This window comes from Ruegeria sp. D7 (genome assembly GCF_056534355.1).
This window is the reverse complement of record NZ_JBQFPG010000015.1, coordinates 85,686-110,199: the sequence shown is the minus strand read 5'-3', so window position 1 is coordinate 110,199 and position 24,514 is coordinate 85,686. Positions and strand designations below refer to the sequence as shown.

General features: G+C 53.1%; 24 protein-coding genes and 1 tRNA gene. 16 read left to right on the top strand and 9 right to left on the bottom strand.

All coding sequences use genetic code 11. The features are described from left to right. The first annotated feature begins 145 nt into the window (after positions 1-145). Entirely contained in the window at positions 146-1,078 is a 933-nt protein-coding gene (locus ACRZ9U_RS18050; RefSeq protein WP_170408631.1) for an SdiA-regulated domain-containing protein, read from the top strand. 88 nt (positions 1,079-1,166) lie between these two features. On the opposite strand, the gene ACRZ9U_RS18045 is transcribed toward ACRZ9U_RS18050, so the two are convergent. Then, complete coding sequence (locus tag ACRZ9U_RS18045; RefSeq protein WP_480902579.1) at positions 1,167-3,452, bottom strand: autotransporter family protein; 2,286 nt, start codon at positions 3,450-3,452, stop codon at positions 1,167-1,169. A gap of 367 nt (positions 3,453-3,819) precedes the next feature. Between ACRZ9U_RS18045 and ACRZ9U_RS18040 the strand changes: the two genes are divergently transcribed. Then, positions 3,820-4,020 carry a hypothetical protein gene (locus ACRZ9U_RS18040; RefSeq protein WP_058282216.1) on the top strand — a complete coding sequence of 67 codons (201 nt, stop codon included), beginning with the start codon at positions 3,820-3,822 and terminating at the stop codon, positions 4,018-4,020. Positions 4,021-4,252: 232 nt separating this feature from the next. Here the strand turns inward: ACRZ9U_RS18040 and ACRZ9U_RS18035 are convergent, their stop codons facing one another. After that, on the bottom strand, positions 4,253-4,450 hold the full coding sequence (locus ACRZ9U_RS18035; RefSeq protein WP_170408632.1) for a DUF3955 domain-containing protein: 198 nt from the start codon (positions 4,448-4,450) through the stop codon (positions 4,253-4,255). A 123-nt stretch (positions 4,451-4,573) separates the two neighbouring features. Here ACRZ9U_RS18035 and ACRZ9U_RS18030 point away from each other — a divergent pair, with 123 nt between their 5' ends. Next, entirely contained in the window at positions 4,574-5,350 is a 777-nt protein-coding gene (locus tag ACRZ9U_RS18030) for a 2-keto-4-pentenoate hydratase (RefSeq protein ID WP_170408633.1), read from the top strand. 60 nt (positions 5,351-5,410) lie between these two features. After that, positions 5,411-6,931 (top strand): DUF2779 domain-containing protein, encoded by a 1,521-nt coding sequence (locus ACRZ9U_RS18025; protein ID WP_170408634.1) that lies wholly within the window; start codon positions 5,411-5,413, stop codon positions 6,929-6,931. An 85-nt stretch (positions 6,932-7,016) separates the two neighbouring features. Here the strand turns inward: ACRZ9U_RS18025 and ACRZ9U_RS18020 are convergent, their stop codons facing one another. Next, on the bottom strand, positions 7,017-7,991 hold the full coding sequence (locus tag ACRZ9U_RS18020; protein ID WP_170408635.1) for an adenylate/guanylate cyclase domain-containing protein: 975 nt from the start codon (positions 7,989-7,991) through the stop codon (positions 7,017-7,019). Between the two features lie 465 nt (positions 7,992-8,456). On the opposite strand from ACRZ9U_RS18020, the gene ACRZ9U_RS18015 reads away from it, so the two are divergent. The 9 genes from ACRZ9U_RS18015 (at position 8,457) to ACRZ9U_RS17975 (ending at position 11,722) form a co-directional block, all read left to right on the top strand. Continuing rightward, positions 8,457-8,550, top strand: a tRNA-OTHER gene (locus ACRZ9U_RS18015). Between the two features lie 19 nt (positions 8,551-8,569). Continuing rightward, positions 8,570-9,076, top strand: coding sequence for a eukaryotic translation initiation factor 4 gamma (locus ACRZ9U_RS18010; protein WP_480902574.1), 507 nt, complete (start codon positions 8,570-8,572; stop codon positions 9,074-9,076). Next, positions 9,076-9,255 (top strand): hypothetical protein, encoded by a 180-nt coding sequence (locus ACRZ9U_RS18005; protein WP_170408637.1) that lies wholly within the window; start codon positions 9,076-9,078, stop codon positions 9,253-9,255. The genes ACRZ9U_RS18010 and ACRZ9U_RS18005 overlap by 1 nt, the downstream gene beginning before the upstream one ends. Before the next feature lie 3 nt (positions 9,256-9,258). Continuing rightward, positions 9,259-10,320 (top strand): hypothetical protein, encoded by a 1,062-nt coding sequence (locus tag ACRZ9U_RS18000; protein WP_170408638.1) that lies wholly within the window; start codon positions 9,259-9,261, stop codon positions 10,318-10,320. Next, positions 10,310-10,474 carry a hypothetical protein gene (locus ACRZ9U_RS17995; protein ID WP_480902571.1) on the top strand — a complete coding sequence of 55 codons (165 nt, stop codon included), beginning with the start codon at positions 10,310-10,312 and terminating at the stop codon, positions 10,472-10,474. Before ACRZ9U_RS18000 ends, ACRZ9U_RS17995 begins: the two co-directional genes overlap by 11 nt. Beyond that, complete coding sequence (locus tag ACRZ9U_RS17990; RefSeq protein WP_170408639.1) at positions 10,467-10,622, top strand: hypothetical protein; 156 nt, start codon at positions 10,467-10,469, stop codon at positions 10,620-10,622. The genes ACRZ9U_RS17995 and ACRZ9U_RS17990 overlap by 8 nt, the downstream gene beginning before the upstream one ends. After that, a complete protein-coding gene (locus ACRZ9U_RS17985) occupies positions 10,619-10,930 on the top strand; it encodes a hypothetical protein (RefSeq protein WP_170408640.1) in 312 nt (103 codons plus the stop codon). Before ACRZ9U_RS17990 ends, ACRZ9U_RS17985 begins: the two co-directional genes overlap by 4 nt. Before the next feature lie 2 nt (positions 10,931-10,932). Further along, entirely contained in the window at positions 10,933-11,121 is a 189-nt protein-coding gene (locus tag ACRZ9U_RS17980; RefSeq protein WP_170408641.1) for a hypothetical protein, read from the top strand. Positions 11,122-11,125: 4 nt separating this feature from the next. Then, the gene (locus ACRZ9U_RS17975) at positions 11,126-11,722 is read left to right on the top strand and encodes a hypothetical protein (RefSeq protein WP_170408642.1); all 597 of its coding nucleotides are present in this window, start codon (positions 11,126-11,128) and stop codon (positions 11,720-11,722) included. A 362-nt stretch (positions 11,723-12,084) separates the two neighbouring features. Here the strand turns inward: ACRZ9U_RS17975 and ACRZ9U_RS17970 are convergent, their stop codons facing one another. After that, a complete protein-coding gene (locus ACRZ9U_RS17970; RefSeq protein WP_170554589.1) occupies positions 12,085-13,041 on the bottom strand; it encodes a helix-turn-helix domain-containing protein in 957 nt (318 codons plus the stop codon). 276 nt (positions 13,042-13,317) lie between these two features. Between ACRZ9U_RS17970 and ACRZ9U_RS17965 the strand changes: the two genes are divergently transcribed. Then, the gene (locus ACRZ9U_RS17965; protein ID WP_170554587.1) at positions 13,318-14,991 is read left to right on the top strand and encodes a sulfatase-like hydrolase/transferase; all 1,674 of its coding nucleotides are present in this window, start codon (positions 13,318-13,320) and stop codon (positions 14,989-14,991) included. 95 nt (positions 14,992-15,086) lie between these two features. After that, on the top strand, positions 15,087-15,824 hold the full coding sequence (locus ACRZ9U_RS17960; protein WP_480902566.1) for a hypothetical protein: 738 nt from the start codon (positions 15,087-15,089) through the stop codon (positions 15,822-15,824). 564 nt (positions 15,825-16,388) lie between these two features. On the opposite strand, the gene gyrB is transcribed toward ACRZ9U_RS17960, so the two are convergent. Both gyrB and ACRZ9U_RS17950 read right to left on the bottom strand, forming a co-directional pair. Next, complete coding sequence (gene gyrB / locus ACRZ9U_RS17955) at positions 16,389-18,806, bottom strand: DNA topoisomerase (ATP-hydrolyzing) subunit B (protein WP_170395385.1); 2,418 nt, start codon at positions 18,804-18,806, stop codon at positions 16,389-16,391. 102 nt (positions 18,807-18,908) lie between these two features. Continuing rightward, positions 18,909-19,481 (bottom strand): TetR/AcrR family transcriptional regulator, encoded by a 573-nt coding sequence (locus tag ACRZ9U_RS17950; RefSeq protein WP_170408653.1) that lies wholly within the window; start codon positions 19,479-19,481, stop codon positions 18,909-18,911. Between the two features lie 99 nt (positions 19,482-19,580). Between ACRZ9U_RS17950 and ACRZ9U_RS17945 the strand changes: the two genes are divergently transcribed. Beyond that, positions 19,581-20,147 carry a carboxymuconolactone decarboxylase family protein gene (locus tag ACRZ9U_RS17945; RefSeq protein ID WP_170423365.1) on the top strand — a complete coding sequence of 189 codons (567 nt, stop codon included), beginning with the start codon at positions 19,581-19,583 and terminating at the stop codon, positions 20,145-20,147. On the opposite strand, the gene recF is transcribed toward ACRZ9U_RS17945, so the two are convergent. From recF to dnaA, 3 genes are all read right to left on the bottom strand, one after another. Beyond that, positions 20,144-21,241: a DNA replication/repair protein RecF gene (gene recF, locus ACRZ9U_RS17940; RefSeq protein ID WP_170408655.1), complete on the bottom strand. Its 1,098-nt coding sequence runs from the start codon at positions 21,239-21,241 to the stop codon at positions 20,144-20,146. The genes ACRZ9U_RS17945 and recF overlap by 4 nt on opposite strands. Positions 21,242-21,280: 39 nt before the next feature. After that, the gene (dnaN, locus tag ACRZ9U_RS17935) at positions 21,281-22,402 is read right to left on the bottom strand and encodes a DNA polymerase III subunit beta (RefSeq protein ID WP_010442547.1); all 1,122 of its coding nucleotides are present in this window, start codon (positions 22,400-22,402) and stop codon (positions 21,281-21,283) included. A 225-nt stretch (positions 22,403-22,627) separates the two neighbouring features. Further along, positions 22,628-24,010: a chromosomal replication initiator protein DnaA gene (gene dnaA / locus ACRZ9U_RS17930; RefSeq protein WP_170408656.1), complete on the bottom strand. Its 1,383-nt coding sequence runs from the start codon at positions 24,008-24,010 to the stop codon at positions 22,628-22,630. Positions 24,011-24,514 lie beyond the last annotated feature (504 nt).

Genomic DNA, 24,514 nt, shown 5'->3' with positions numbered 1-24,514 from the left:
TTAACAAAAGCACATCGTGCCCTATTCAATTCAATCGCAACAGGCGGGATCAGGTAAAGAGATTACAGTGCATTCTTCGGACATCGTATCCGGACTGTGATACGAACGCTGATACAGGGATGTGGTCCAAGCGCGAGAGAATCCAATGACAGAAAACAGAGTGTTTTCGTCAAAAGCTGAAATTTCACGGTGTTTCTGCAAACTTAGACGACTCGCTTTTACGGCCAGCTTGGTTGCGGCAGCCTTCTTGCCTTGGACCGATTTTGCCTACGCTGAAAGTGCTGGTTTGGTTCTGGTCGATAAATTCAAGGTGGCAGACAAATCAGAGGGATTTTCAGAGCCTTCCGGTTTGGCAATGTCTAACGCTGAAGGCTTCTTGTGGTCTGTAAGTGATGCCGAACCTAAACTGCACCTACTCGGAGTCGACGGGGTATTAGGAAACTCTTTCAAGTTACCAGCATTGGCAGGATCAGATTTGGAGGGTGTTGCACCTCGAAAAGATGGGTCTGTTTTGGTGCTTCAAGAAACTGACCGATCAATCCTAGTCGTTCACCCAACTGACCCCATTCAACTGACGACAATACCTCTCGCATCTCTTAAAGGTTACCCGACCGCCGCTGCATTACTCGTCGGCAACCCATTGAACAAGGGACCCGAAGGCATCGCCGTTGACCCGGAATCCGGGCGGGTCTTCGTTGGCATTGAGGGACAACCAAGGTTGTTAATGGTGTTATCGCCAGAGCTAGACGAAATTATTGAGATCATTCCTTTAGCCCGCGATGCAGGTTTTATCTCCGAGCGTGTAGATGATGATGAACTGGATTTGAGTGGCCTGGCATGGTCTCGGTCCTCGCGTTCTCTTTGGATTGTGAGTGACAAAAGCCGTCAGATCTTCGTCTACAATCCAAAATCCAAGTCAGTAAAGTCTATCAGTTTGACGTTCACAGAAGATGGCGAACAAAAGGAAGTTAAACATCCCGAAGGAATCGCTCTCGATGAGACCAAAGGGCTTCTCTACATCCTGACAGACGACGCCAAGAAATCACGGCTTTATGTTTTTAATATCCCCAAATTTTGATCGCTAGAGAATGAAGCTCACATCGCCACAATAGCTGACGCAAGTTGTTGCAGCTAGCTTACCACTCCTCTTCGTTGGTCCACCCTAATCAGAACCGAACACTTAAGTTGGCACCCAGGCCATGTTCTTGGCCATTGGAGCGAACTGAATAGCCATATCCTGCCGTTAGTCTCGCCAGATCAGAAATCTGATAGCCCAGTCCAAGCCCAAGAACGAAACCATTGGCGCCTCGGTTTTGTCCGACTTGCGTGAATGTCCCAAATATCGGGCTCGTGACAGTGATTTCGTGTTCACTGTCCTTGTTGGCAAAAAAATCATACTCGTAACGAGCAAAGGCGATTGGGGTTAGCACACCATTCTCTGTCAAGAAATCCCGCTGGTAGTCAATTCCAATAGAAGCGACCAGCGATTCTGCGTTCGCTTTTTCAATCGAGTAATTAAAATCACCACCGCCCGTCTCTGTGCCTGAACCTTGTTGGATACGCCCGTAGTTCAATCCGAAAACCGTAGAAACCCTTGCATCGCTGTCCAGGTTAAACAGCTTTCGTGCCTGGATACCGGCATGGATGCCCTCTTGGTCCAAATCAGACTTTGCCTCGCCTCCCGTAAAGCCATCAACAGAAGGGTTATTTCGCTTGGCGTCGGTTTCACCGAACATGTAACCGACCAGCCCGGAGAACTCCCAAGTTCCGGTTGTTGTGCGCCCATAGACGCCCACATGATAGCTGTCGGTCGAAAAGTCCTGATCGACTTGATCGTGTTCATCCATGGAGGATGTCCCAAAACCTGCGTACACGCCGACCACACCTCTATCGGTGCTTGCGACATCCGCTCCGACCAAAATCGTGCCCAGCGAATAGTCGAATGTCCCAAGGCCATTGCTTCCATCAACGTCCCCGCTCACATAGGCCGTGTCGATCCACCAGCGCCGATCAGAGCAGTCTATTGCGCCGCTCGGGCTCTGGGCCGAGTCGATTTCGCCTGCCGCAACGGGTTGATCCTCATTACTGAAGCCGACGGCTTGATACTTGCGGCAGTCAGCGTGGCTCAGCACAGTGTTGGTTATCAGGTCAAGTTGCTCCAACCCAACGGTCAAATTGGAGGAATAGGGTTCTGCGTGCACACGATTAAACCCAGCCAAACCTGAATTGGTAAGCGTGTTAACTGCATTGCCCAAGGTTGTGCCGTTGGTCAGAATGGTTCCAGGTGACTTGATTGCGGTGTTGGCCACCGCACCAGCGAGATTGCTTGCATTGGGTGATCCTACAACTGCTGGATGCAGCGGTAAGCTCGAGACAGGGAGGGTCGAAAACGCAATATCAATTCTACCGTCCGCGGTTGGCGTGTTTGAGATACTCAGACTGGATAGAGCGGGCAAAGATCCTCCGGCAACAAGAGTTGGGGAGTTTCCATCAAAACTCGAGGCTTGAAAAACCGTGTAGTCATTGCCAGCAGCATAGTCCTGCGCAGTCAGGCCGGGACGAGCGGCTTCGACTTGTATGGTGGCGCGGTTAATCCCTGTCACGGGCCCGCTGGATGACACCAAGTCAGCTTTCTGCCCAGCCGTCGGATCGACCTCACTTAAGAGCCTTGACCCAGCTTCAAAGGCGATTCCGCCACTATTGTTGAGCGTACCAATTGAAAAGCCCGGCGAAAGCACCCCTCCGTTCTTAACTGTGAAGTTGAATGCGTTCACTGTTCCCGTTCCGGCCAGCGTGCCAAAATTTTCAAAGTTTACAGTGTTCAAACTGCTTGCTGCATCAAGCCGAACAGTCGTGCCTGCGGCTATCGTCATGTCGCTGGTTGAAGAAATCGAACTGTTCGTCAGTGTGAAATCAGAAGCCTCAGCAACCCGAGTTTGGATATAGTACGCCCCGAAAACCACTTCGGTAGCCCCCATAACAGTCAGGTTGTCGTAAGTTAACGGTCGGTCTGACTGGAAGTAAACTTCAGTGGGGTCGATATTCGCGCCGTTGAACGGAACGAACGTCATTGATCTGCCGGAACCAATCGAAGTTCCAATGAGGTTCACTCTGAGCTTCCCGTTGATGTTTGTTGCCAATGCTTCCCGGGATACAAAGTCTCCGCTGCCTGCGGCGACATCAACATTCAGAAGAGTTAAAACTGAAGCATTGCTTGGAACGGTATTTTGGCCAGGAACATACAACTCAATTTCACCTGAGGACGTGATAGAGGAGTTACCAATTGTAAGTCCTGTTATGGGTCCGTTTGGGATCGGCAGACACGTGCGTTCCGTCGTTGAGATTGTTTGATTAACGCGAGTGCTTTCAGATCCAGAAGCATACTCTATTCGAGGAGACCCCAATTCTACGCAGGCCTGTGAGCTTTGGGCTTGTGCTTTGGTTGGCGACATCAAATAAGCCAAAATTACGAATGCGATATTCGCCAGAGTGATGAGCTGAGCAATTCGACTTAGTGGGAACGGCCTATTGTTTGTCACCAACTTTCTCCTCTCGCAGTACAAGCGAAGCTACCTTAACTTAGGACTTGAAAAACAAAGTTTATCTTTTTGGATTTTTTGTTGTGGCATATGAGCAAACTCACAACACGGGAAGGTCTGCCCAATGCAGACCTGCTCGTGCAATTACTGCGAGGCAAGACAAGCCGGGTTTTGCATTCCGACCATACGCACCTTTGCGTAGAAGCCGTCGCAAAAGGTCAAGCCTTGAAACGATTTTCCCGAGCTTGACGGGCGCTGAACAGCGCCATTGAGTATAGGCATGGATCATTGGATTTCGGAGTCGATAGCTAAGATCAATGCAGATGCTCACCGCTCCGCCGATACGCACCTTTTCAAGCTAGTAGGCCAAAACTTCTGGACCGAGATTGATCTTATCGAGGGCGCGTCCCTTATTCAGAAACTCGACGAAACCAATTTGAATTTTGAGTTTCAGAGTTTGCCAATTTTCGACAAGATCTGAAAGCTGGTTGACTGAAACCAAGAGAATGAAACAATAAACTGAGCAATGACACGGAGTACGAAGATACTGTTGGCGCTCACCGTATTGACGGTCGGGTTATGCATGTTCCTAGCGGGACGTGCGGTCGAACGTTACCAATATGAGGAGGCCTGCCTAGACTTGGGCGGAGGTCGCCATCCTGGAGATTACCCGATTTGCGTTTTGGAACAGCGTTCTAACTGACGGACGCGTCTCAGTCACGCGGTGATTGGAACAACGAAACTACGAGCACAACGACGCCAATTGCTGCGAGAATGAAAGTCAGCGGCAAAAAGAAGCTTTCTTGCAGAACGCCGTTTGGGTCGACACCGCCATAAAACAGGTGCTCTGAAAGCCCACTTAGTGCTGCAAGGAAAAGGATGACGATACCAAAAAGGCGAAGTTTGGTCATGTCAGGTCTCCAACGGAATGGGCCAATAGTTAGCATCGTTTTTCATACCTGTGAATTGAGGAGCCTAGTTCTTCAATACCTTGATTGCATCGTAATCCAGCCGTAGGCGCGTATAATGCGAATATGACAAGAGATATTGAAGCTAACGCTAAGACAATCGCTGATGCCCTGACCTCTGCCCGGCAGATACCTAAACTGTCTTCAGAGGCAGGACAGCTATCGCTGGATGACGCATATTCGATTGCTAGTCGTGTCCGCGAGATTTTGGGCAAAGAAAGAGTTGGCAGAAAAGTCGGCTTCACGAACCGCACGATTTGGCCTGTTTATGGTGTGGATCAACCCATTTGGGGAGAGGTTCACTCAGATGGGCTGTTTTCGACTGATCAGCCGGTAAACTTGGCAAGGTATTCAGAACCGAGAATCGAGCCAGAAATCGTACTTGGCCTCGGCGATGCGCCGACGGCTGAAATGAACAATGAACAGTTGGCAGGTTGCGTGGAGTGGGTCGCTCCAGGGTTTGAAATCGTGCAATCGATTTATCCCGACTGGAAATTCTCAGTCGAAGATTCAATCGCAGCACAAGGATTGCACGGCTGCCTTGTTCTTGGCGACAAAATCGCGGCGACGCATGATGTTTTGATCGGCTTGGCCGAAGTGCCACTAGCATTGTTCAAGGGCACCGAGGCCATCGAGTCCGGCAAAGGTGAAAACGCGCTTGGAGGCCCAATTGAAGTCCTGGCTCATCTTGTATCTCTGCTCTCCGAAGCCGACCAGCTTCAGGGAGGCGAGCTGGTTACAACCGGTACTTTGACAGACGCATGGCCAGTGTCTCCGGGTGAAGAATGGTCAGCTGGTTTTAGTGGCGTGATGGACACCGAGCTATCGGTACGATTTACATGAGGCTTTGATAGATTGGTGACGCCGACTGCACCAAAGAAAAGTTGCTCTCAATAGCTGACCATGATGGTCTTCCACTGGTTCCATCAATTCTGGGAAGCAAATTACACGATGCTATCCAAATCAGATTACATGATGTTTCTCAGGCACCCTGCCTGGCTATGGATCAAAAAACACGCCAGGCATCTGTTGCCGCCAATTGACCCCTCATTGCAAGCACGCTTTGACGAGGGGCACGCGTTTGAGCCTTATGCAGAGGAGCTTTTTGGTGATCTCGTTCGCCTCGGTTTTTCAGATTTTTCTGAATACCAAGCTCTGCCTGCACGCACTCTGGATGCTTGGAGAGATGGTGCGAACGCCGTGGCTCAGGGACGCTATGAAGATGGAACCATAACTTGCATCTCCGACATCGTGAGCCGCAGCGGCGATGGGTACGTTCTGACAGAGATCAAGAGCGGGACTTCTGCAAAGCCCGAACACACTTTTGATCTCGCATTCCAGCGTGTCGTGCTTGAGGCAGCGGGGTTCCCCATTGCGCGCTGCGAAGTGGCACATGTGAACCGTGATTACGTCAGAAACGGCGAAATCAATCCGCAAGAGCTTGTCAGCATCACTGACATCACGGATGCGGTGACTGAGCAGCTCGAAAAAACACGCACGCGTATCGATCAGGCATTGAGCGTCGTTGCCAGCGGTACGATGCCTGACCCGTCCCCCGAACGTGCGCGCCTTAAATCCTACGGTGAATGGCTGGAAATTCGCGAAAAACTCGACCCACCTCTCGCGCAGGACAGTATCCACCGCCTTCCGTTCATGAATTCGGAAAAAGCCTCCGAACTCATCGCAAATGGGATCACAAAGATTGACGAGATCAGCGATCCATTTGTGTTGGGCAAGTCGACGCAACGCTACTTGAGAGCCACGGCGAATGGTGGGCGCACAATCGATCATCAGGAGTTGAGCAGGTTTCTGAGCGAGATTGTCTATCCGGTTTATTATTTTGACTACGAGACGTCTCAGAGTTTGCTGCCACCCTGGGACGGAACGCGTCCCTATCAGCAAGTGGCTTTCCAGTATTCCTTGCATGTCCAGCATGAGCCTGGCGGAGAAATTGAGCACAGGGAGTATCTCCACCGAGACGCCAGTAACCCGATGCCAGCCTTGCTGAAAAGGCTTCGTGAGGACATAGGAGACGTTGGCTCTTTAGTGGTTTGGTATGCGCCGTTCGAGAAATCGCGCAATACGGAAATGGCGGAAACTTATCCAGAGCATGCAGAGTTCCTGGAAGGCCTAAATGCACGCGTTGTAGATCTGATGAAGCCGTTTGCGGATGAAATGATCAACGATCCTGCGTTCAAAGGAAGCGCCTCTATCAAGGCCGTTCTTCCAGCGTTTTTGCCAGAACTTTCATACGATGATCTGGACATCAAAGAGGGGGCGAGCGCGTCTCGCCTTTGGAAGGACGTAACACTGACCGAACCGGATGATCCAGCGCGCGAGAAGGTCTATTCTGATCTTGTGGCGTATTGCACGCGCGACACTTGGGCAATGGTCGCAATTCATCAGGAATTGCTGGCGATGTGAGCTGTGGCGCGAACCTCAAAACAACTGGCGGTGCTGCTCCCCTACGAGACTAGGCGATTTGCCGGAGTTACGGCGCCCCCAAGACTTAGTCTTGCCAATCCAGCCGATACAAAACGTGGTGACCGCGTAGACCTTTCAGGAGTCTGGGTTCTATTTCAGAAAAAGAGAAATCGGTTCGTCCTCCGACCATAGCGCGAGTCGCATCTGAAACGAGTATCTCGCCTGCCGCACCAACGGTCGTTATGCGTGATGCTTTGTTGACCACCGTACCGAAAAAATCTCCACGAGATTGCACGACATCACCAGTGTGAATTCCAATCCGAACATCGAAAGATGGCTCCGCGGATACCGATGCAATGGCCTTCTGAATCTTGATAGCGGCCGTCAGTGCTTCTTTCGCGGACGGAAAGACGGACAACGTTCCGTCTCCGAGGGATTTCACGAACTGGCCATGATGCTTTTCAATGATCGCCGCCAAGACTTGGAAGTGGTTTTCGATCAGCACCGACCAACGCTGATCGCCCAACGCCTCCGCCAACGTTGTACTGCCTTCTACATCAGTGAAAAGTACCGAAGCCAAACCTTCGGTTTGGACCAGCTCGGGTCCATCTTCACGCGCAGCATCAACCAATTTTTGGATGGCTAGCTGTTCCTTACCCACGAGTTCAATATTTGGAGTGGGCACTGAAGCGTGGCGATTGATGATCTTCCAGGCCGCTCCCTCCAGGACAAAAATCAGGACGGTGCGGTAAAATACGGCTTCATCAAAGCCGACAAACTGAATCTTATGGACGAAGGATGACCATCCCGTGTCTCCGTTTTCGAAGGCCTCAGCTTCAACTTCTTCGAAAACGACGGGAGCAGGGATCTCCGCGAAAAAGCCGCTAACCCCATCGCGAACTGCTTGCCCACTCCAAAACTCTCCTTCGCCTGTCCCAACAAACCGTAGTTCATCTACCTTCGACAGAAAATCCTGCAACTCGTCAGTATTCTTCTTGGTTCTGAGTATTTCATACCAACGCCTCGAAACCGCCAGCAGCTCAAGTGAGGAACGTATCATCACAAATGACTCGAGACGCTAAATGGAATGAGGCTTACAAGGTCTTGCAACCGGGATCTCCATTTTTCGAAAGATGCAGGTCAATGCTGCCGCTGAGGTTTGGTCAGATCAAGACTTTTGTATTTCTCCAGAACGGAGCGCATAAGACGCAGATCAAAAGACGCGCGTCGGTTCAGAGCGAACTATCGACGGAGTTTCTGAGTTCGATTCCGGATCACAGGGTATCGAATCGTTTCGCTGTCGGAGAGCTACTCGACGCTGTACTGACCCGCAAAATAAGATGCATGAGTGTATCGGGCACACGCTAAGCTAGAAGGTTCCCAGAACTACGCGGTGAATTTCGAAGTGCAGCAAGCGCCGTCTTGACATGGCTATGCGAACTGGTTCAGCTTGCGGTCATGACGTACACACGCATCCACTGCCATCGAATATCGGCCTGAGGTCGATAACCCACGCAAAATCCGTGGGAGGCAGCATTGGTATGCGGGCGAGGCTTATATCCTTGTAATTGCTCCAGATTAGAGTGCACGAGTCGGTTCGATTCCGACGCCTCCTACCATTCTCAGGAGGTGTCCAACATGGCGGACGACGTCACGAACGCAATTGATTTCAACGACATCAAGCAATCGGTCGAGGAGAACCTCGGAAGCACACCCGAAGGCTGGTCCGGCTTGGTCACGGTGCTCTTCACAGAGGTTAAGGAATACTGCGATCTGAAGGGTGCCACCTACCCCTTTGTCCTTCAGATCAAAGAGAAAATCGGCGAGCTCCGCATCTACCACCGGTGTGATGATCGACAAATTCAGTCGATGATCGCTGCGACGATTGCGCGTGCAAATCACAGCTGTGAACGATGCGGGAATAGTGCCGAGACCCAACTTCTGGACGGCTGGTACAAGACACTTTGTTGCTGGTGCGCGCATGATGTCGCGAGCAAGCGCCACCCTAAAAGGAAGAGGCTTTTTGGCATTCGAAAAAAGCCTGCTCGAGATCGAATGACCTGCTCAGTTTGTGGCTATTTCGGTCAGATCGACCGAACGGATGACCGTAATCGGTGCCCTGCGTGCGTGAAGAAGGAATGGTGATGACCGCCGAACAACAAGTGACCTTCAATAAGATTATGGAAGACTACGATGATGAGAACTACGCCCGGAAGCTCATGAATACGGGCTCACTGGCCACCGGTCATGTCCCGCTGATTGCCCTTTGCCAGATCTCGAGAGGGGTCTTCCATCTCAACAAGACCAAGTTCTGGAGAATGTGACTGATGGATGATGTCGAAAAGAGCTGGAAGGAATTCCGGGAAAAGGTCCGAGGTGTGATCGAGGACCATGGAGCGCCAGATGATCTCCGCTCATTTGACGCCTGGTACGCCGAAGAGATGCGTTTGGTGATGGCGCACAACTACCCAGCTCCGCACGTCTCTGACGTCACATGGTCGACCGAGGGTCTGCATGTCGAGTGTGATGACCGTGAAGTGGTCGACCGTATGATGACTGCTATGGCGGAGGTTTCACATGATCTCAAAGAGGCGCGGGCCCGGAGGTCAGTGATGAGCAGTGTTGTCGACTGGAATGATATTCATGGAAGCGTCTTCAAGCAGCTTGGTGAGTATCGTGCCGGGTGGGCGGAGCAGCTTACGCTTGCACTTGAGAAAGTGAAGAGGTTGATCAACGAGCAGCCCGACCTGTTTGGTGATGAACACCCGTCCATCGTTCAGATCAAACAGAAATGGGGAGGCTTGCGCGTCTATGAGGCCCCGGGCTGCAACCAGGCTGCGAGTGAAGAGATTCAATGGCGTGTCAATCAGATTGAGCAAACCTGCGAAGGTTGTTCTAATTCTGCTAAACGCCAGCACATCCTTGGGTTTGTGACGACGCTTTGCAGCTGGTGCTACAATGATGCTCTGCGGCGGCGATTTGAGGGCGCCGAAGAATCCTGGCCCGACAGCCTGAGGCTGGACATCGTGGAAAACTATCCAGACCTCGTTTCCCCGGGTTGCGCATCTCTTGTTCCTGCTGTCGGAAATGGCTGGCTCGTCGTGATTTCGCAAGCACTCCACAAGCTTTCCTTCAGTCAGGATTTCAGGGCACTGGACCCTGGAACTATTCAGATCTCGGATATTAAGAAAGGCCAGGATGGCCAGATTTCCATCGGTTTCAGTCGATACCACGATCTCATTCAGGAGTACGCTGACTGGATGGAATTTCGATGCGGTGTGACGTGTGAAGAGTGTGGCCACGTTGGTGACATCGTTCGGACAGCCGACAGGTCTCAAGTGCTCTGTTCTCACTGTCACTGTACTCGGGAGAAGTCTGATGGGCGATGATGACGACGTTGAGCTGGATGAACAAACCTTGCGATTGCTTAGGCTTCGGGAGGCTGAAATTGCGGCCGGTCGAGCAAAACTTACCAAGCCGATTACCTCGGATGAGATCCGGTCGCGAAAGGTGCCTTATCCGAAGGGTAAGCCAGATGAGTGACGAGACTACAGAAGAGGAAATCCCTATTTTCGTAATCTGCGAGACTTTGGTGAACGGCAAACTTCGAGAGATTGAAGGAAAAGAGATCACTGTAAAACCAAACAAGATCTTAGTCTTGACGATCAGTGTCGAGGATGTTGAGCGATGACAGATAATTTTTTAGAAGATGAGATCTTCGGGCGCCCGTTACAGGATGTTCCTCTGGATGACTTGATTGCGGAACTTCAAGCCCGTCGTAAAGAGGGGCCGGAAGTCTGGCTAGCATTGCGCAAAATAATTTTCGAGCAAATCGCCGATTTTGCAAAACGTCCGCCGGATGCGCCAAAGTGGCGGGACGAGTGGGTCAAAGAGAACAACTGGAATTTAGTGACTGACGACGATGATGTCGAAATCACTGAAGGCAGTGGCAACGTTTTTGACGACCTCGAGATCGAAGACCCAAGGAAGAAGACTTAGTGATGGGGGACGAGCATTTCAGCTTGATCTTATCCGCCGTGATCATTGTCGCGTTGGCGATCTATGTAAGACACATCGTCCGCACTGCTGGAAAAGATCGCGAAGTCGATCCAGAGCAAGTGCAAAGGATCATGCGAGATCTGGACTACAGCCACCTGGACCGAGTGATGAACCGGCGAAGGAAGGGGTAGCGGGATGTTGAAGGTGGTTGTCTATGTTGGTGATCAAGAGGTCGCCCGAGCTGTGGCTGAGAACGATTCAGAACTCGCGGACGTGTCCGATTACAATATCCGGATGAACGAACGTGCTGCCGAGCGGTTTGGCATTCAAGAAAAAGGTCTAGGCGGCCGGATTAAGGGCCACCCTCGAAATCAGACGGTCTGGAGGCTCGTCCGCAAGATCGCAGACCTTTGGCTTGCGGGGACCGGCGCGGGCGAAGAAAGCGTTGAGGCAGAGCTGCTGCCGATGATCCGCAAGTCTATCCGCGAACTAGATGAGAGGGTCGAAAAGGAATCGAACCAGAGCGAAGACTGGAATGCTGTGATCAAGCAGATTTCTGATGACGAGCCGTTTTCCCTGGGCTTTTACGCTGACAAATTTGAGTCGTGGACAGCGGACGAGATTGAAGCTCTTCGATGTGATGTGGTTGAGACAGCCACACAGGAAGAACTAATGGCCGAGGTCGAACGCCGGCGAAGAGCTGGTCTACTGCACAAGGAGGCCTCGAATGATGGCTTCTCAGATCTGGTTGATGATCTCTGGGGCAAACTCGATACATACCCAGACCGCTAGTACAGCTTACCTGCCGCCATTACCCAATTTTTGACATCAGAAGTCTATGGCGACTGTCGTTGTAGTAGTGCGCGCTTCTTCTTAGCGCCTCTCCTGCTAGGAACCAAAGCGCCCCGGATAAGCATTTCCCCAACACTGCTCTGCGGAACCATGTACTACCAGTCTCTACGATAAGCATGGTTGACCGCAACCAGCCCGAAGCGGACCTTCAAAATGCGACTTTGCAATTCTCGTGTTGCGGACAAGTTAGGCCGCGTACTGCCAAGGTCTCAGCGTCGCTAGCCACTGAACTCTGACAGTGGCTCCGCAACTACAATTGCTTAACACAAACTTTGCGCCAAAGACTGTTGCCAAGCTCTGTTTCAGTTCATTTTGCCTGACAACGTTTGTGTCGGCAGTTGTCCAAAGAGTGCTCTGTAGTCTCGCGCGAACTGACCCATGTGCCAAAATCCGTAAGCGTTTGCGATGTCCGATATACTCTCCTCTGGCGAGCAGGATACCAGTTCATGGCGCACAGCACCGAGACGGGCTCTTAGATAAAACTGCTTGGGGCTCACCCCATATGTTTCCTGAAACGCGCGACGAAGAGTGCATGCGGATACCTGAATATTTGCACATACTTCACCGATTGACACGTTATCCATCAAATGGGCCCGCATGAAGTCAACGGCTTGTTGTGCTAGCCGGGTTCTATTTTTACTGTTTCGCCGATCACTCCATTTTTCGCCTACCACCAGCATTTCCAGAAGCTCTAAGATCATATCACTCTCTTCACTATCAGAGCTTGGTCCGGCCGCTGATCCAATTAGAAAGCGCGCTTTGTTTTGGACTAAGGAATGAAGCTTGCCAGCGTCGCTAACGAAAGATCTTAAAGCGTCATTTCGCACGGTGCTGATATCAAGACCGCAATCGTCGGCGATCCGTTGAGCCCTTCGGATGTCGATGGCGAAGGTCAGGCCTGTGAGCGTTGAATTGCTCACGCCTTCAAAAGGGTCTCCGCTACCAAAATTCATCAGAGCGGTGTCTGAGGGTGAGCCGTTAAGCCAAGTCCGTACACTCCCTTTGTCTGGTAAGCCAAACGCTAGAATGTCAGAGCGAGAAACACCGGTTTGGTACACAGCCTTATCAAACGACAAATCAATCATTTGAAGGTCAAGACCTGCCCAAACGGATACCGAAGAGTTCATAGTTCCCTCTTCAAGTTGGCGTAGCTCGACATCCCATTGGGACAGCTGGCGGAATTGCGAAGGGTCCTGCAAAAAAAGTGTGTTTGGGGCGCAGGTTTTTTGGGGGGCTGATCGTTTTTTGATGTCGTCCATTCCGCCCCGCAGGTAGTTTTCATGAAATGTTATTCGAATATGTAGGCTTGGGAAATTGCAAGACAAAGCAGACAAATCGAGAGGGAAGAGGTTCGGACGCCCATCGTTGCCTGATGATACTGCGCGCACCGAACGCGTCGTAACGCTGCTAACCAAAAGCGAAAAAGAGTTGTTGCGCTCACAGGCTGAAGACAGCGAACTCTCCCTTTCAACCTTTTGCCATCATCTGATCCTTGAAGGTCTGAAAACAAGTAAATCATGAAACAGGGGTATCTCATGAAATCAAAACTGTTCCTCTCCGCGCTGGTCTTTGCCGGCTCCGCTATCACGGCGGCAGCTCAGGACAGCAATATCGTGCATGATGCGGAATACTATGTGCTGAAGCAACAAAACGCAGCCGTTTGGGTCGAGAACGACGCACAGGTTGACCAACTGCTGGCCGATTTTCGTGAGAAAAACGGAGGGAACCCTCCAAACATCTTCTACATCCTTATTGACGATATGGGTTTTGGCGACATGGGTATGCCCGAGATGAACGCGATACGCGGGTATTCGACGCCCAATATCAACGCGCTCGCAGAGGAAAGCATGCGGTTTGCGCGCATGTATACCGAGCCGTCCTGCACACCGTCGCGGGTCGCCTTCATGACGGGTCGCCAGCCGTATCGCAATGGGATGGGCGATACCGCCGTCGATATTTCAGGTTTTGGCCTTGCCGATGAAGAAGTCACAATTGCCGAAGTTCTGAAATCCGTAGGCTACAACACCTCGCATGTTGGCAAATGGCACATGGGCGACATTCAGGAATCCTGGCCTACTTATCAGGGCTTTGACTACGCCGCGTTCCCCATCCATCAGCAGGGCCAGTTGGCCATCTTCAACGAAGATGCAGCCAAGGAAGAAATCACCATGGCCATAGGGGAAGACAACTACAACTCCAAATACACGCTGGATGATTGGTTTCGCCCTGATCCGGGACACATGATTACCGGCCTTGAAGCTGTTATTGGCGGGGAGGTCCGCGAAGTCCATATGGAACCGGGTGAGAAATGGACCCAGGACAAATATAATGAAATGAACATCCGCTATCAGGCACAGGCGATGGAACAGTTGCGCCTGCTAGCAGAACGGGATGAACCGTTCTTCCTGCAATACTGGCCGCTTGTCCCTCTGTCGACAACGCGCACGACGAGAGAGGCGTTCACGACACCCAACGGCGGTACATTCGTTGAAAGCATGGAAGAGCTGGATGAATGGATAGGGGTCATTCTGAACGAAGTCGATGCGCTGGGGCTCAGGGACAATACCCTGATCGTTTTGATGGGCGACAACGGTCACTTCACCAAATATGCCCCCGGCAGTGGGTTTTCGCCGCTGGTCTTCCGCGGCGGCAAGGCCGATACGTCTGAAGGAGGCGTTCGGGTGGACGCGTTTGCCCGCCTGCCCGGCTTGATCGAGGGAGACTCGATTGTATCTGACATTATTCATATCTCTGATTTGTTCACTTCAATTGCGCGTATCGGCGGAGCGATGGATGCCATCCCCCGCGACCGGATCATTGACGGTGTCGATCAGACGTCCCTGATGTTTATTGGCGATACGCATGGGCGCAGGGATCATGTACTGATCTACTCGATCAATTCGCTGAAAGAGGTGGTAAAGGAACACATCAAACTCAAAGTTCCGGCCAAAGGTGAAAATGCTATCGTGGCCAAGTTCTACAACCTGTTCCGCGACCCCCGCGAAGAACAGAGCGTATCGACCGAGATCGGAGCATGGGCTGGACATGAGTTTAACCGCATTATTGCCCGCCACCTGAAATTCAAGGAAATGTACCCCGATCAACCGGCCGCGACTGGACGTCCCTATGAAGGTATCGTGAACCTTCGTCCTGAAACCGTCGCAGCGGTGGATGCCTTTGTCGCCAAGCGGGACATTCAGCCCGACTAAAAGGTGAAGCTGATAAGAGTAATGCAAGCCCCGCATCAGATAATGATATGCTTGATGTGGGGCTTGGCATCCACAACAAAAATTCTGGAAACAATATGAAAATCCAAGCGCTTGTCCTTGCATTGGCGACTGGCATTGTTGCGGCCCCAGCAATCGCCGATGAAAACGCTTCAAACCCTTTGGCCGCAGTCAATAACACGGACATCCGGTATCAGTATTTTGATTTGGGCAACGGTGCTGACAAGCAGGACGCCTTTATAGATGGCGCATACATGCTGCGGCCTGATCTGAAACTGAAATATGAGTTGCACCACAACTCAACGGATGTGACTGGAACTCGGTTCACTGACTTTGAGAAATTGAGCCTCAAAGCGATCTATTTCCCTTCTCAGAGACCGCTCAACGAAACGTGGGCCATCAAGTCGGCCATTGGCCTGGAGTGGATACTGGACTTTGGCGACCCGGAAAAAGGGATCGGAACCGGGTCCGATCAAATTGCGCCTTTTGGCGGGTTCGCCTTTGCAAACACAAAATCAGGGCTGACGCTGATCCCACTGCTCCAGCATTTTGCTTCATACAATGGCCCGACGGACATAAACCAAACCGCGATGCGGTTGATTGCGCTACAACCGTTTGGCGATGGGTACTGGGCCAAGGCTGATATCAAAGCACCATATGACTGGGAGAATGATGCTTGGCCAGCGACCGCTGAGTTCCAGATTGGCAAGAACCTCAGTCCTGGCATCGCAATTTATGCTGATTTCCTCATCGGTATAGGTTCCGACCGCCCCTACGATAAAGGTGCCGGCTTAGGTTTGCGTTTCAACTACTAGTTCACCCACACCCAACCTCGGCGAAGATCATCTATGTCACAGTCCAGAACTCTGTTCAGCCATTTGTTTTCTGCGTCTATCTTGACCCTTCCTGGAACTGCCTTGAGCCAATCCCTGCCCGCTTCGGGTCGGTAGGAAATAAATTGGCGTCACGCCGCATCATTCTATCTGTCTACTTCGCTCTGAACTCGGGGAAGATCAACAGTCTCTGGACGATCCGCTAAGATGGATTTGAACCTTGAAACTGAATCCGTCGTTCGCGCTTCTAATCCCCAGCCAGCGATGCTTAGGCCCAGAGTTCTGAGAAAATAGACTTCTATTACGATCTGTACCCAAGACTTTGCAAAGTCCGCTTTCTGCGCATCGCAGACCTTCGCGAGAATCCAAGTTTCCTTAGGGAGGCCCTTTGCGGGGTTGAGCAATGCAAAGGGCCATAACCGCGACGACTAAGCCATAAACTGATTGAATTCGTCGCTAATGCAGACAAACGCGCAGCGCAAAACTATGGGCGAACTACGTAAACTTATGGGGTGCGCGAAGTGTTATGCGCAAACCTACAACCGCTCAAAAATCCAAATTCTCCACGCTCAGAGCATTCTTTTGAATGAATTCACGGCGTGGCTCTACCACATCACCCATAAGCTTGGTGAACAGATCATCGGCCTCGACCATATCATCCACGCGTACTTGCAAAAGGGTCCGTGCGTCCGGGTCCAGCGTTGTTTCCCAGAGTTGATCGGGGTTCATCTCTCCCAAACCTTTGTAGCGTTGCAGCGACAAGCCCTTTTCGCCTTCTTCCAGAATCGCGCGCAGCAGGTCGAGCGGGCCGTGTATGACTTGACCCCGATCGCGACGCACCAACGTTGCGGGGGTGTTGTAGACCTCTTGCAGGCTTTGGGTGAAACTGCCGGTTTTGCGAGCCTCACCCGAACGCAACATGGGGCCGTCCAGTGTGCGTACTTCTTCCACACCGCGCAGGATGCGCGCGAGGCGGATGCCGTGATCCTGTGTGATGCGGCCTTGCCAGCCGCGTTCGTATTCCAGTGCAATCAAGTCAAGGCGCGCCGCGACCTTGTCGGCCACGCCCTGCAAATCGGCATCAACAGCGCCGGGCACGAAAGCACCGGCTACAGCAGCCTGCTCCAGAATATGGCGTGGATAATGCGTTGGAAAGGCGTCCAGCACACGCTTCAGCTGGCGCGCTTCATCCACTACGCGGGTCAGGTCCTGGCCGATGATTTCCTCGCCCGAGCCTAATTTAAGTACTGCGCCTTCGACGCCCTGATTGATCAAATAATCATCCAGCGCAGCCTGGTCCTTCAGGTAAACCTCTGATTTACCTCTAGAAACCTTGTATAGCGGTGGTTGAGCGATGTAGAGATACCCGCCCTCGATCAACTCTGGCATTTGCCGGTAGAAGAAGGTCAACAAGAGGGTGCGGATATGCGCGCCGTCAACATCTGCGTCCGTCATAATGACGATTTTGTGGTAACGCAGTTTTTCGATGTTGAATTCGTCGCGGCCAATGCCGGTGCCCAACGCCATCACGAGGTTACCGATCTCTTGGCTCGACAACATCCGGTCAAACCGCGCCCGTTCCACGTTCAAGATTTTGCCACGCAAAGGCAGAACAGCCTGAGTCAGCCGATCCCGACCGGTCTGGGCAGAACCACCAGCCGAGTCCCCCTCGACCAGGAAAACTTCAGTCTTGGACGGATCTTTTTCAGAGCAATCCTTGAGCTTACCAGCCAGATAGTTCACATCCATCGCAGTCTTGCGGCGGGTCAATTCGCGAGCTTTACGGGCGGCCTCGCGCGCTAAAGCCGCCTCGATGATCTTACCGACAATCCCCTTAGCCTCATTCGGGTTCTCTTCGAACCATTCAGCCAGCTTCTCGTTCATCAGACCTTCGACCGCCGGGCGCACCTCAGAGCTGACCAACTTGTCCTTGGTCTGGGACGAGAATTTCGGATCGGGCACTTTCACAGACAACACGCAGGTCAGGCCTTCGCGTGCATCGTCACCGGTGAAGCTGACCTTTTCCTTCTTTGCTATGCCGCTGGACTGCGCATAGTTGTTGATCGTCCGGGTCAGCGCGCCGCGGAACCCAGCCACATGGGTGCCGCCATCGCGCTGCGGGATGTTATTGGTGAAGGGCAGCACGGTCTCATGATAACTGTCGTTCCACCACATGGCGATTTCCACGCCGATATCGTCACGCTCGCCCTTGATATAAATCGGTTCGGGCATCGCCGGGGTCTTGGACCGGTCGAGATATTTGACAAACTCTTTGACGCCGCCCTCGTAGAACAGCTCGGTTTCCAGCCGCTCAGCAGGGCGTTCGTCGATTAGGATGATCCGCACGCCTGAGTTCAGGAAGGCCAGCTCGCGCAAGCGCTTTTCCAGCGTCTCAAACGAGTACTCGAGGTTCGAGAACGTGTTGGTCGAGGCCAGAAATCGTACCTCGGTTCCCGTGCGATCGCCGCACTCGCCGACGACTTTCAGATGTTCCGCCGTCTCACCGCCCTCAAAACGCGCCACATGTTCCTTGCCGGCCCGCCAAATGCGCAGTTCCAGCCAATCGGATAGCGCATTCACCACCGAGACGCCCACTCCATGCAGACCGCCTGACACCTTGTACGAGTTGCTGTCGAACTTACCGCCAGCGTGCAGTTGGGTCATGATGACTTCAGCCGCTGAAACGCCTTCCTCGGGGTGGATATCCACCGGGATTCCACGTCCATTGTCGCTGACCGAAACGCTGGAATCAGCGTGAATTTTTACAGTCACATGGTCGGCATGACCGGCCAGTGCCTCGTCAATTCCGTTATCGACAACCTCGTACACCATATGGTGCAGACCCGAACCATCATCCGTATCCCCGATATACATACCGGGACGTTTGCGAACTGCCTCTAAGCCTTTGAGAACTTTGATGGAATCAGCGCCGTATTCTTGGGGTGCCTGTGCGTCTTCGGACATGCCGTTAGTACCTATATTATTTTGGTAACTTATACGTTTTCTGGTGGGGATTGTCACGTGCTCCCCCCATATTTTGTGGTTCTGATCCGCTTAATTTGCGGATCAAAGCCGATCAAGGTCTGCTGCAATATCCTCGGCAATTTCTGCCGCGTTCACATCGTCCCGTTCGGCTGACAATCGCAACCCCAGAAGGTCGGATTGATAGCGCGCCGCCAAGCGATCCGGGTCATGACTTGGCGCGATTTCTCCGGCCTTCTGCGCGCTGCGAAAGAGGTCCGCAAAACAAGCTTTCATGTCAGCCATATGGGTTTGCGCCTGATCAGCCAAATCATGGTCTTTGGCTTGCAATTCCGCATAAGTCTTCGCCAACATGCAGGCTTTTGTTGGCAGTTCCGACGCCTCGATCACACGACGAGGTTGCACCTTAAGAGCACCAAGCGGGCCCAATTCCTGCGCCAAAGCCTTCATATTGGCAACCCCTTCCCGAGTATACCGCTCTAACGCCAGGGCGTAGAGCGCATCTTTCGACCCGAACGCCGCGTAGAAGCTGCCCGGTTTAAGCTTCAGCTCTCGCTCGAGATCCTTAAGCGATGTCCCCGCCCAGCCGTGACGCCAAAAAATGTCTCGCGCCTGCGCGATAAGCGCGTCTCGGTCATATGAGGGTTTGCGGGGCATCGTTTCACCAATTCTTGAACGTTCGCTCAAATATATACTTGAGTGATCGCTCAAGAAACCCTAAATACGACTCATCGCGCCAGAAACAGGAGTTTTGACATGGCCAATTTCCCGTCTCACGACCTAGAAACCGCCCCGGAAGGGTCCAAGCCGCTGCTTGAGAAATCTCAGGCTGCATTCGGCCGCCTGCCCGGTCTTCATAAAGTAATGGCTGAAAGCCCCCAGCATCTGGAAGGCTATCAGGTTCTGCACGGCCTGTTTCTGCAGACCGATTTCAACAACGACGAAAAAACCGTTGTCTGGCAAACCATCAATGTCGAAAACGAATGCCATTACTGCGTGCCTGCGCATACCGGCATCGCAAAGATGATGAAGGTCTCTGACGAGATCACCGAGGCGCTGCGCAACGAAACGCCGCTGCCCACGGCCAAGCTGGAAGCGCTACGCACTTTTACCCTGCAAGTGATGGAAACCCGTGGAAACCCGACTGAAGAACAGTTGCAGGCCTTCTTTGACGCTGGCTATTCCCACCGTGCGGTCCTGGATGTCGTGCTGGGTCTGGCACAAAAAACCATGTCGAACTACGTCAACCACATGGCCAAAACCCCGGTCGACGAAGTGATGCGCGGCTTCCTTTGGGAACGCAAAGTCGGCGAGCCTGCCTAAACGCGGACGACCGAGCCCTCGTCGCCTTCGGTAACGACCAGCGTTTGGGCTCGATCCCCCAATTCCGCAAATAGCTCAGGCCCGGTGCCCGTCATCCAGGCCTGTGCGCCCAGCGCACAAATCTCATCATACAACGCAGCGCGGCGACCCGCATCCAGATGCGCGGCCACCTCATCCAGCAATACAATAGGAGGTGCTCCAACCATCTCCGCCAACGCTCGCGCGTTTGATAGGATCAGCGACACCAGCAATGCTTTCTGCTCACCGGTCGAGCAATCTTTGGCAGGAACGCCCTTGGCGGAATATACACCATACAGGTCTGATCGATGCGGGCCGACCAAAGTCCGCCCGGCGGCCAGATCGCGAAACCGGCTTTCATCCAAAGCTTCTCGCAAGTCTTCCGCCGTCTCAGGCATTGCACCTTCGGTTTGGACCAATTCAAGATCCGCTGACGGAAAGGCCGTCTCAGCTTTGTCCTGTGCTGCGCGCAGATACTCCAACGTACTCAACCGCGCGGCGTGGATGCGATGCCCCATCTCGGCCATCTGCCCTTCCAGCGCCGCGTACCAATGGGCATCGCGAACTTGTTCTTTCAGCAACCGGTTCCGCTCGCGCATCGCTTTTTCATAGGTCAGAGATGCCTCGGCATGTGCCGGATCAAAACTCAGCGCGATTCGGTCGAGGAACCGCCGCCGCCCTTCAGCCCCTTCGATCCAGAGACGGTCCATCGATGGGATTAACCAAACTACCCGCGCCAGCTTTCCCAATTCAATCTGGCTTGAGGTTTTCTCATCAATCCGCACTTGCCGCGCCGCACCACCTTCGGACCAGGTTTCAATCTCGAAATTCTGTCCTTGCGCATTCAATAGCCCAATCAGCTTCCACCCCAGCGCCTCGGGGCGCCGTGTCATCTCAGCGGCGCTTGCCCGCCGCATCCCGCGCCCGGGTGAAAACAGAGAAACCGCTTCCAGGATGTTGGTCTTACCGGCACCGTTTGGCCCATGGATCGCGACTGGCCGCCCGTCCAACGACAGGCGCGCCAGCTTATGAGACCGAAAATGCGAGACCGTAAGCTCGGTCAGGGCCAATCCCATGACCCCTCTCTTTCGTTAGAGATCACCCAGTCGAGGCAATCAGACGCGCATCGGCATTACGACATATACCGCGCTTTGGTCGTTGCCTTCGCGCATCAGCGTCGGATCACCTGCCGAGTTGAACATAAACACCGCATTTTCACGATCCACCTGAGACGCGATTTCGAGCAGATACTTAGCGTTGAACCCGATCTCCAGGCGCTCATCCCCGTAAGCAACTGCCAGCTCTTCCTCAGCCGCACCACTGTCGGGTGCATTCACTGACAGAACCAGCTTATCCGCATCCAATTGCAGTTTGACGGCCCGCGACCGCTCGGACGAAACTGTCGCCACACGATCCACGGCCTGCGCGAATTCAGCCGCGTCCACTTCTAACTTGCGCGTGTTACCTTGCGGGATGACACGTGTGTAATCCGGGAACGTTCCGTCGATCACTTTCGAGGTGAGCGTGATGTCAGGCGTTGCAAACCGCACCTTGGTTTCACTGACCGAGACGGCGATGTCCATCTCGTCATCATCCAGCAGCTTGCGCAGTTCGCCCACGGTTTTGCGGGGCACGATCACGCCCGGCATATCCGCTGCACCATCCGGCAGATCCGCATCGATCCGTGCCAAGCGGTGACCATCAGTCGCCACGCAACGCAGTACCTTGCCGCCCTCGGAACCATCCGCAACGTGCATGTAAACGCCGTTCAAATAATATCTCGTCTCTTCCGTGGAAATGGCAAACTTCGATTTATCGAACAGCCGGCGCAACAATGCCGCCGACGCCGTAAAGTTCGATTGGTATTCTGAAGACGCCATAACCGGGAAATCTTCTTTCGGCAGCGTGGCCAGAGAAAAATTCGAGCGCCCCGCTTCCACGGTCAACCGCCCAGCTGCACTATCTGCGGTTAGGGTCACCAGCGCCCCATCGGGCAGTTTGCGTACGATCTCATGTAGCGTTGTGGCCGCAACAGTCGTGGCGCCCGCTTTCTCGACCTGCGCAGGGGCCTTGTCGACCACTTCGATGTCCAGATCGGTGGCACGAAACAGCGCCTGATCGCCTTCGGCCTCGATCAGCACGTTGGCAAGTATGGGAATGGTGTTGCGACGTTCGACAACTGACTGGGCCTGCGAAACGGCCTTGAGAAGGGTGCCGCGTTCGATGCTGATCTTCATACCCTCTGTTCCTTTGACTTGCGTGCCGAAATAGGCGGGACTGGCACGTTAGCGTCTCAGCCCTGAGGCACAAGGATTTTTTACGGATTTCTGGGTCGGATTGCCTCGGTGGTCAAGAGCAGCGCGCGTGAAACACACCAGATCATTCTCAACCGTGGACAATAGCGCACAAGAAAACACCCCGAACGCAATAGTCCGGGGTGTTTTTCAAGGATTCAGTGAGGTTTAGGCTTCCAAGGCCCGGCGCAGCATCTCAACATCTTCGGCAATCTGGCCATCGGTCAACTTCAGCTCTTCGATGCGCTTCACGCCATGCATGACCGTGGTGTGGTCTCGCCCGCCAAATCGACGGCCAATCTCAGGTAGCGACCGACTGGTCAGTTGCTTGCACAGATACATCGCCACCTGACGCGGACGCGCATAGGACCGCAGGCGTTTAGGGCCGATGATATCGCTGAGGCGGATGTTGTAATAATCCGAGACCTTTCGCTGGATCTCTTCGACGGTGATCTTGCGCTCGGAGGCGCGCAGTACATCGGCCAGACAATCCTGCGTCAGCTCCATATCGATCTCGCGCCCGACCAGCGAGGCAAAGGCGAACAAGCGGGTCAGCGCCCCTTCCAGCACGCGCACATTGGTCGAGATGCGGTGTGCAAGGAATTCCAATACACCATCAGCAATGGTCAGATCGGGATAGGTGCTGCTGTACTGCTGCACTTTGTTCTGCAGGATTCCCAGACGCAATTCGTAGTCTGTGGGATGAAGATCGACGACAAGGCCACATTGCAAGCGCGATTTCACGCGATCCTCAAGGTCTTTGATTTCGCCCGGAGCGCGGTCGGCCGAGATGATGATCTGCTTGTTCTGATCCACCAGCGCGTTGAACGTGTGGAAAAATTCTTCCTGCGTCGAATCCTTGCCAGCGATGAACTGCACGTCATCGACCATCAGCACATCGACCGAACGGAACAAGTGCTTGAAATCCATCATGCGGCGTTCACGCAAAGCCTGCACAAAGCGATACATGAACTGTTCTGCTGACAGATAAAGCACATTCAACTCGGGGTGCTTGGTTTTCAACTCCCACGCAATCGCGTGCATCAGGTGGGTTTTACCCAGTCCAACACCGCCGTAGAGAACGAGCGGATTGAAAGTTACCGGGCCACCCTCGGATACGCGGCGAGCTGCGGCATGTGCAAGTTCGTTGGGTTTGCCAACAACAAAGCTATCAAAGGTAAACCGTGCATCCAGTGGCGCAGCCTGTAGTGCTTCAAGCGCATCGTTGGCTGTATCTGTAACAGCGGGCCGGGTTTCTGGCGCGGGAGATGGCTTGGGCTCTTCCACCAATGTGGGACGGGCTGACGAATTGGCCGCTGTGCGAAATGCCAAGCGCTGAACCTTTTCGCCCGATGTGTTCAGCTCATAGAGAATAAGGTCCGCAAAATTCTGACTGACATAGTTGCCCATGAAGTTGGTCGGCACCGAGAACACCGCTACACCATCCTGCAACTCCTGAAACTCCAAGGGTTCAATCCAGGTGGTAAAATTGTTCTTCCCAACCGCCTTCATCAATTTGCTACGCAGTTGTCCCCATTTCTCTTGTGTCATTCGGCGCCTCACGCATCCCATTCATTATTGGCCTTAAGGCCTTTTTTAATGTGTCCCGAATTACGGGCCATTATGGCGCTCACACACAAGGGAACGTTTCGCCAAACCTGATGGTCTGGCGGGTACGCTCGAATATCATCGCAGTCCAATACAGCACGGCCCCAAAATGGGGGCACACCCGGAATCCGGGATGCGCATGATATTCCAATTTATCGACAGGGCCAGGATCTTCGGCTAACCCGAGACCCAGAGCAGATCGTCCAACTGACCGAAGCCAGCTTTCGAACATTCGTTCCTAAATCTTCCCGATGCCCGTCGGTCAGATCCTTGGAACAGCCTGTCCCCCCAAGCGAGTGAATCGCTGTCTAAGTCGTAGCAAGAGCTCAAGGGTCCGGGCAACGAAACTCTGATATTGACTCGGGGTTCTGGGCGAAAGAATCTCTCGGCTTCGTGAAGACGCGGCTTTCCGGCAACAATGAAAAAGGCGTCGCAATCAGCGACGCC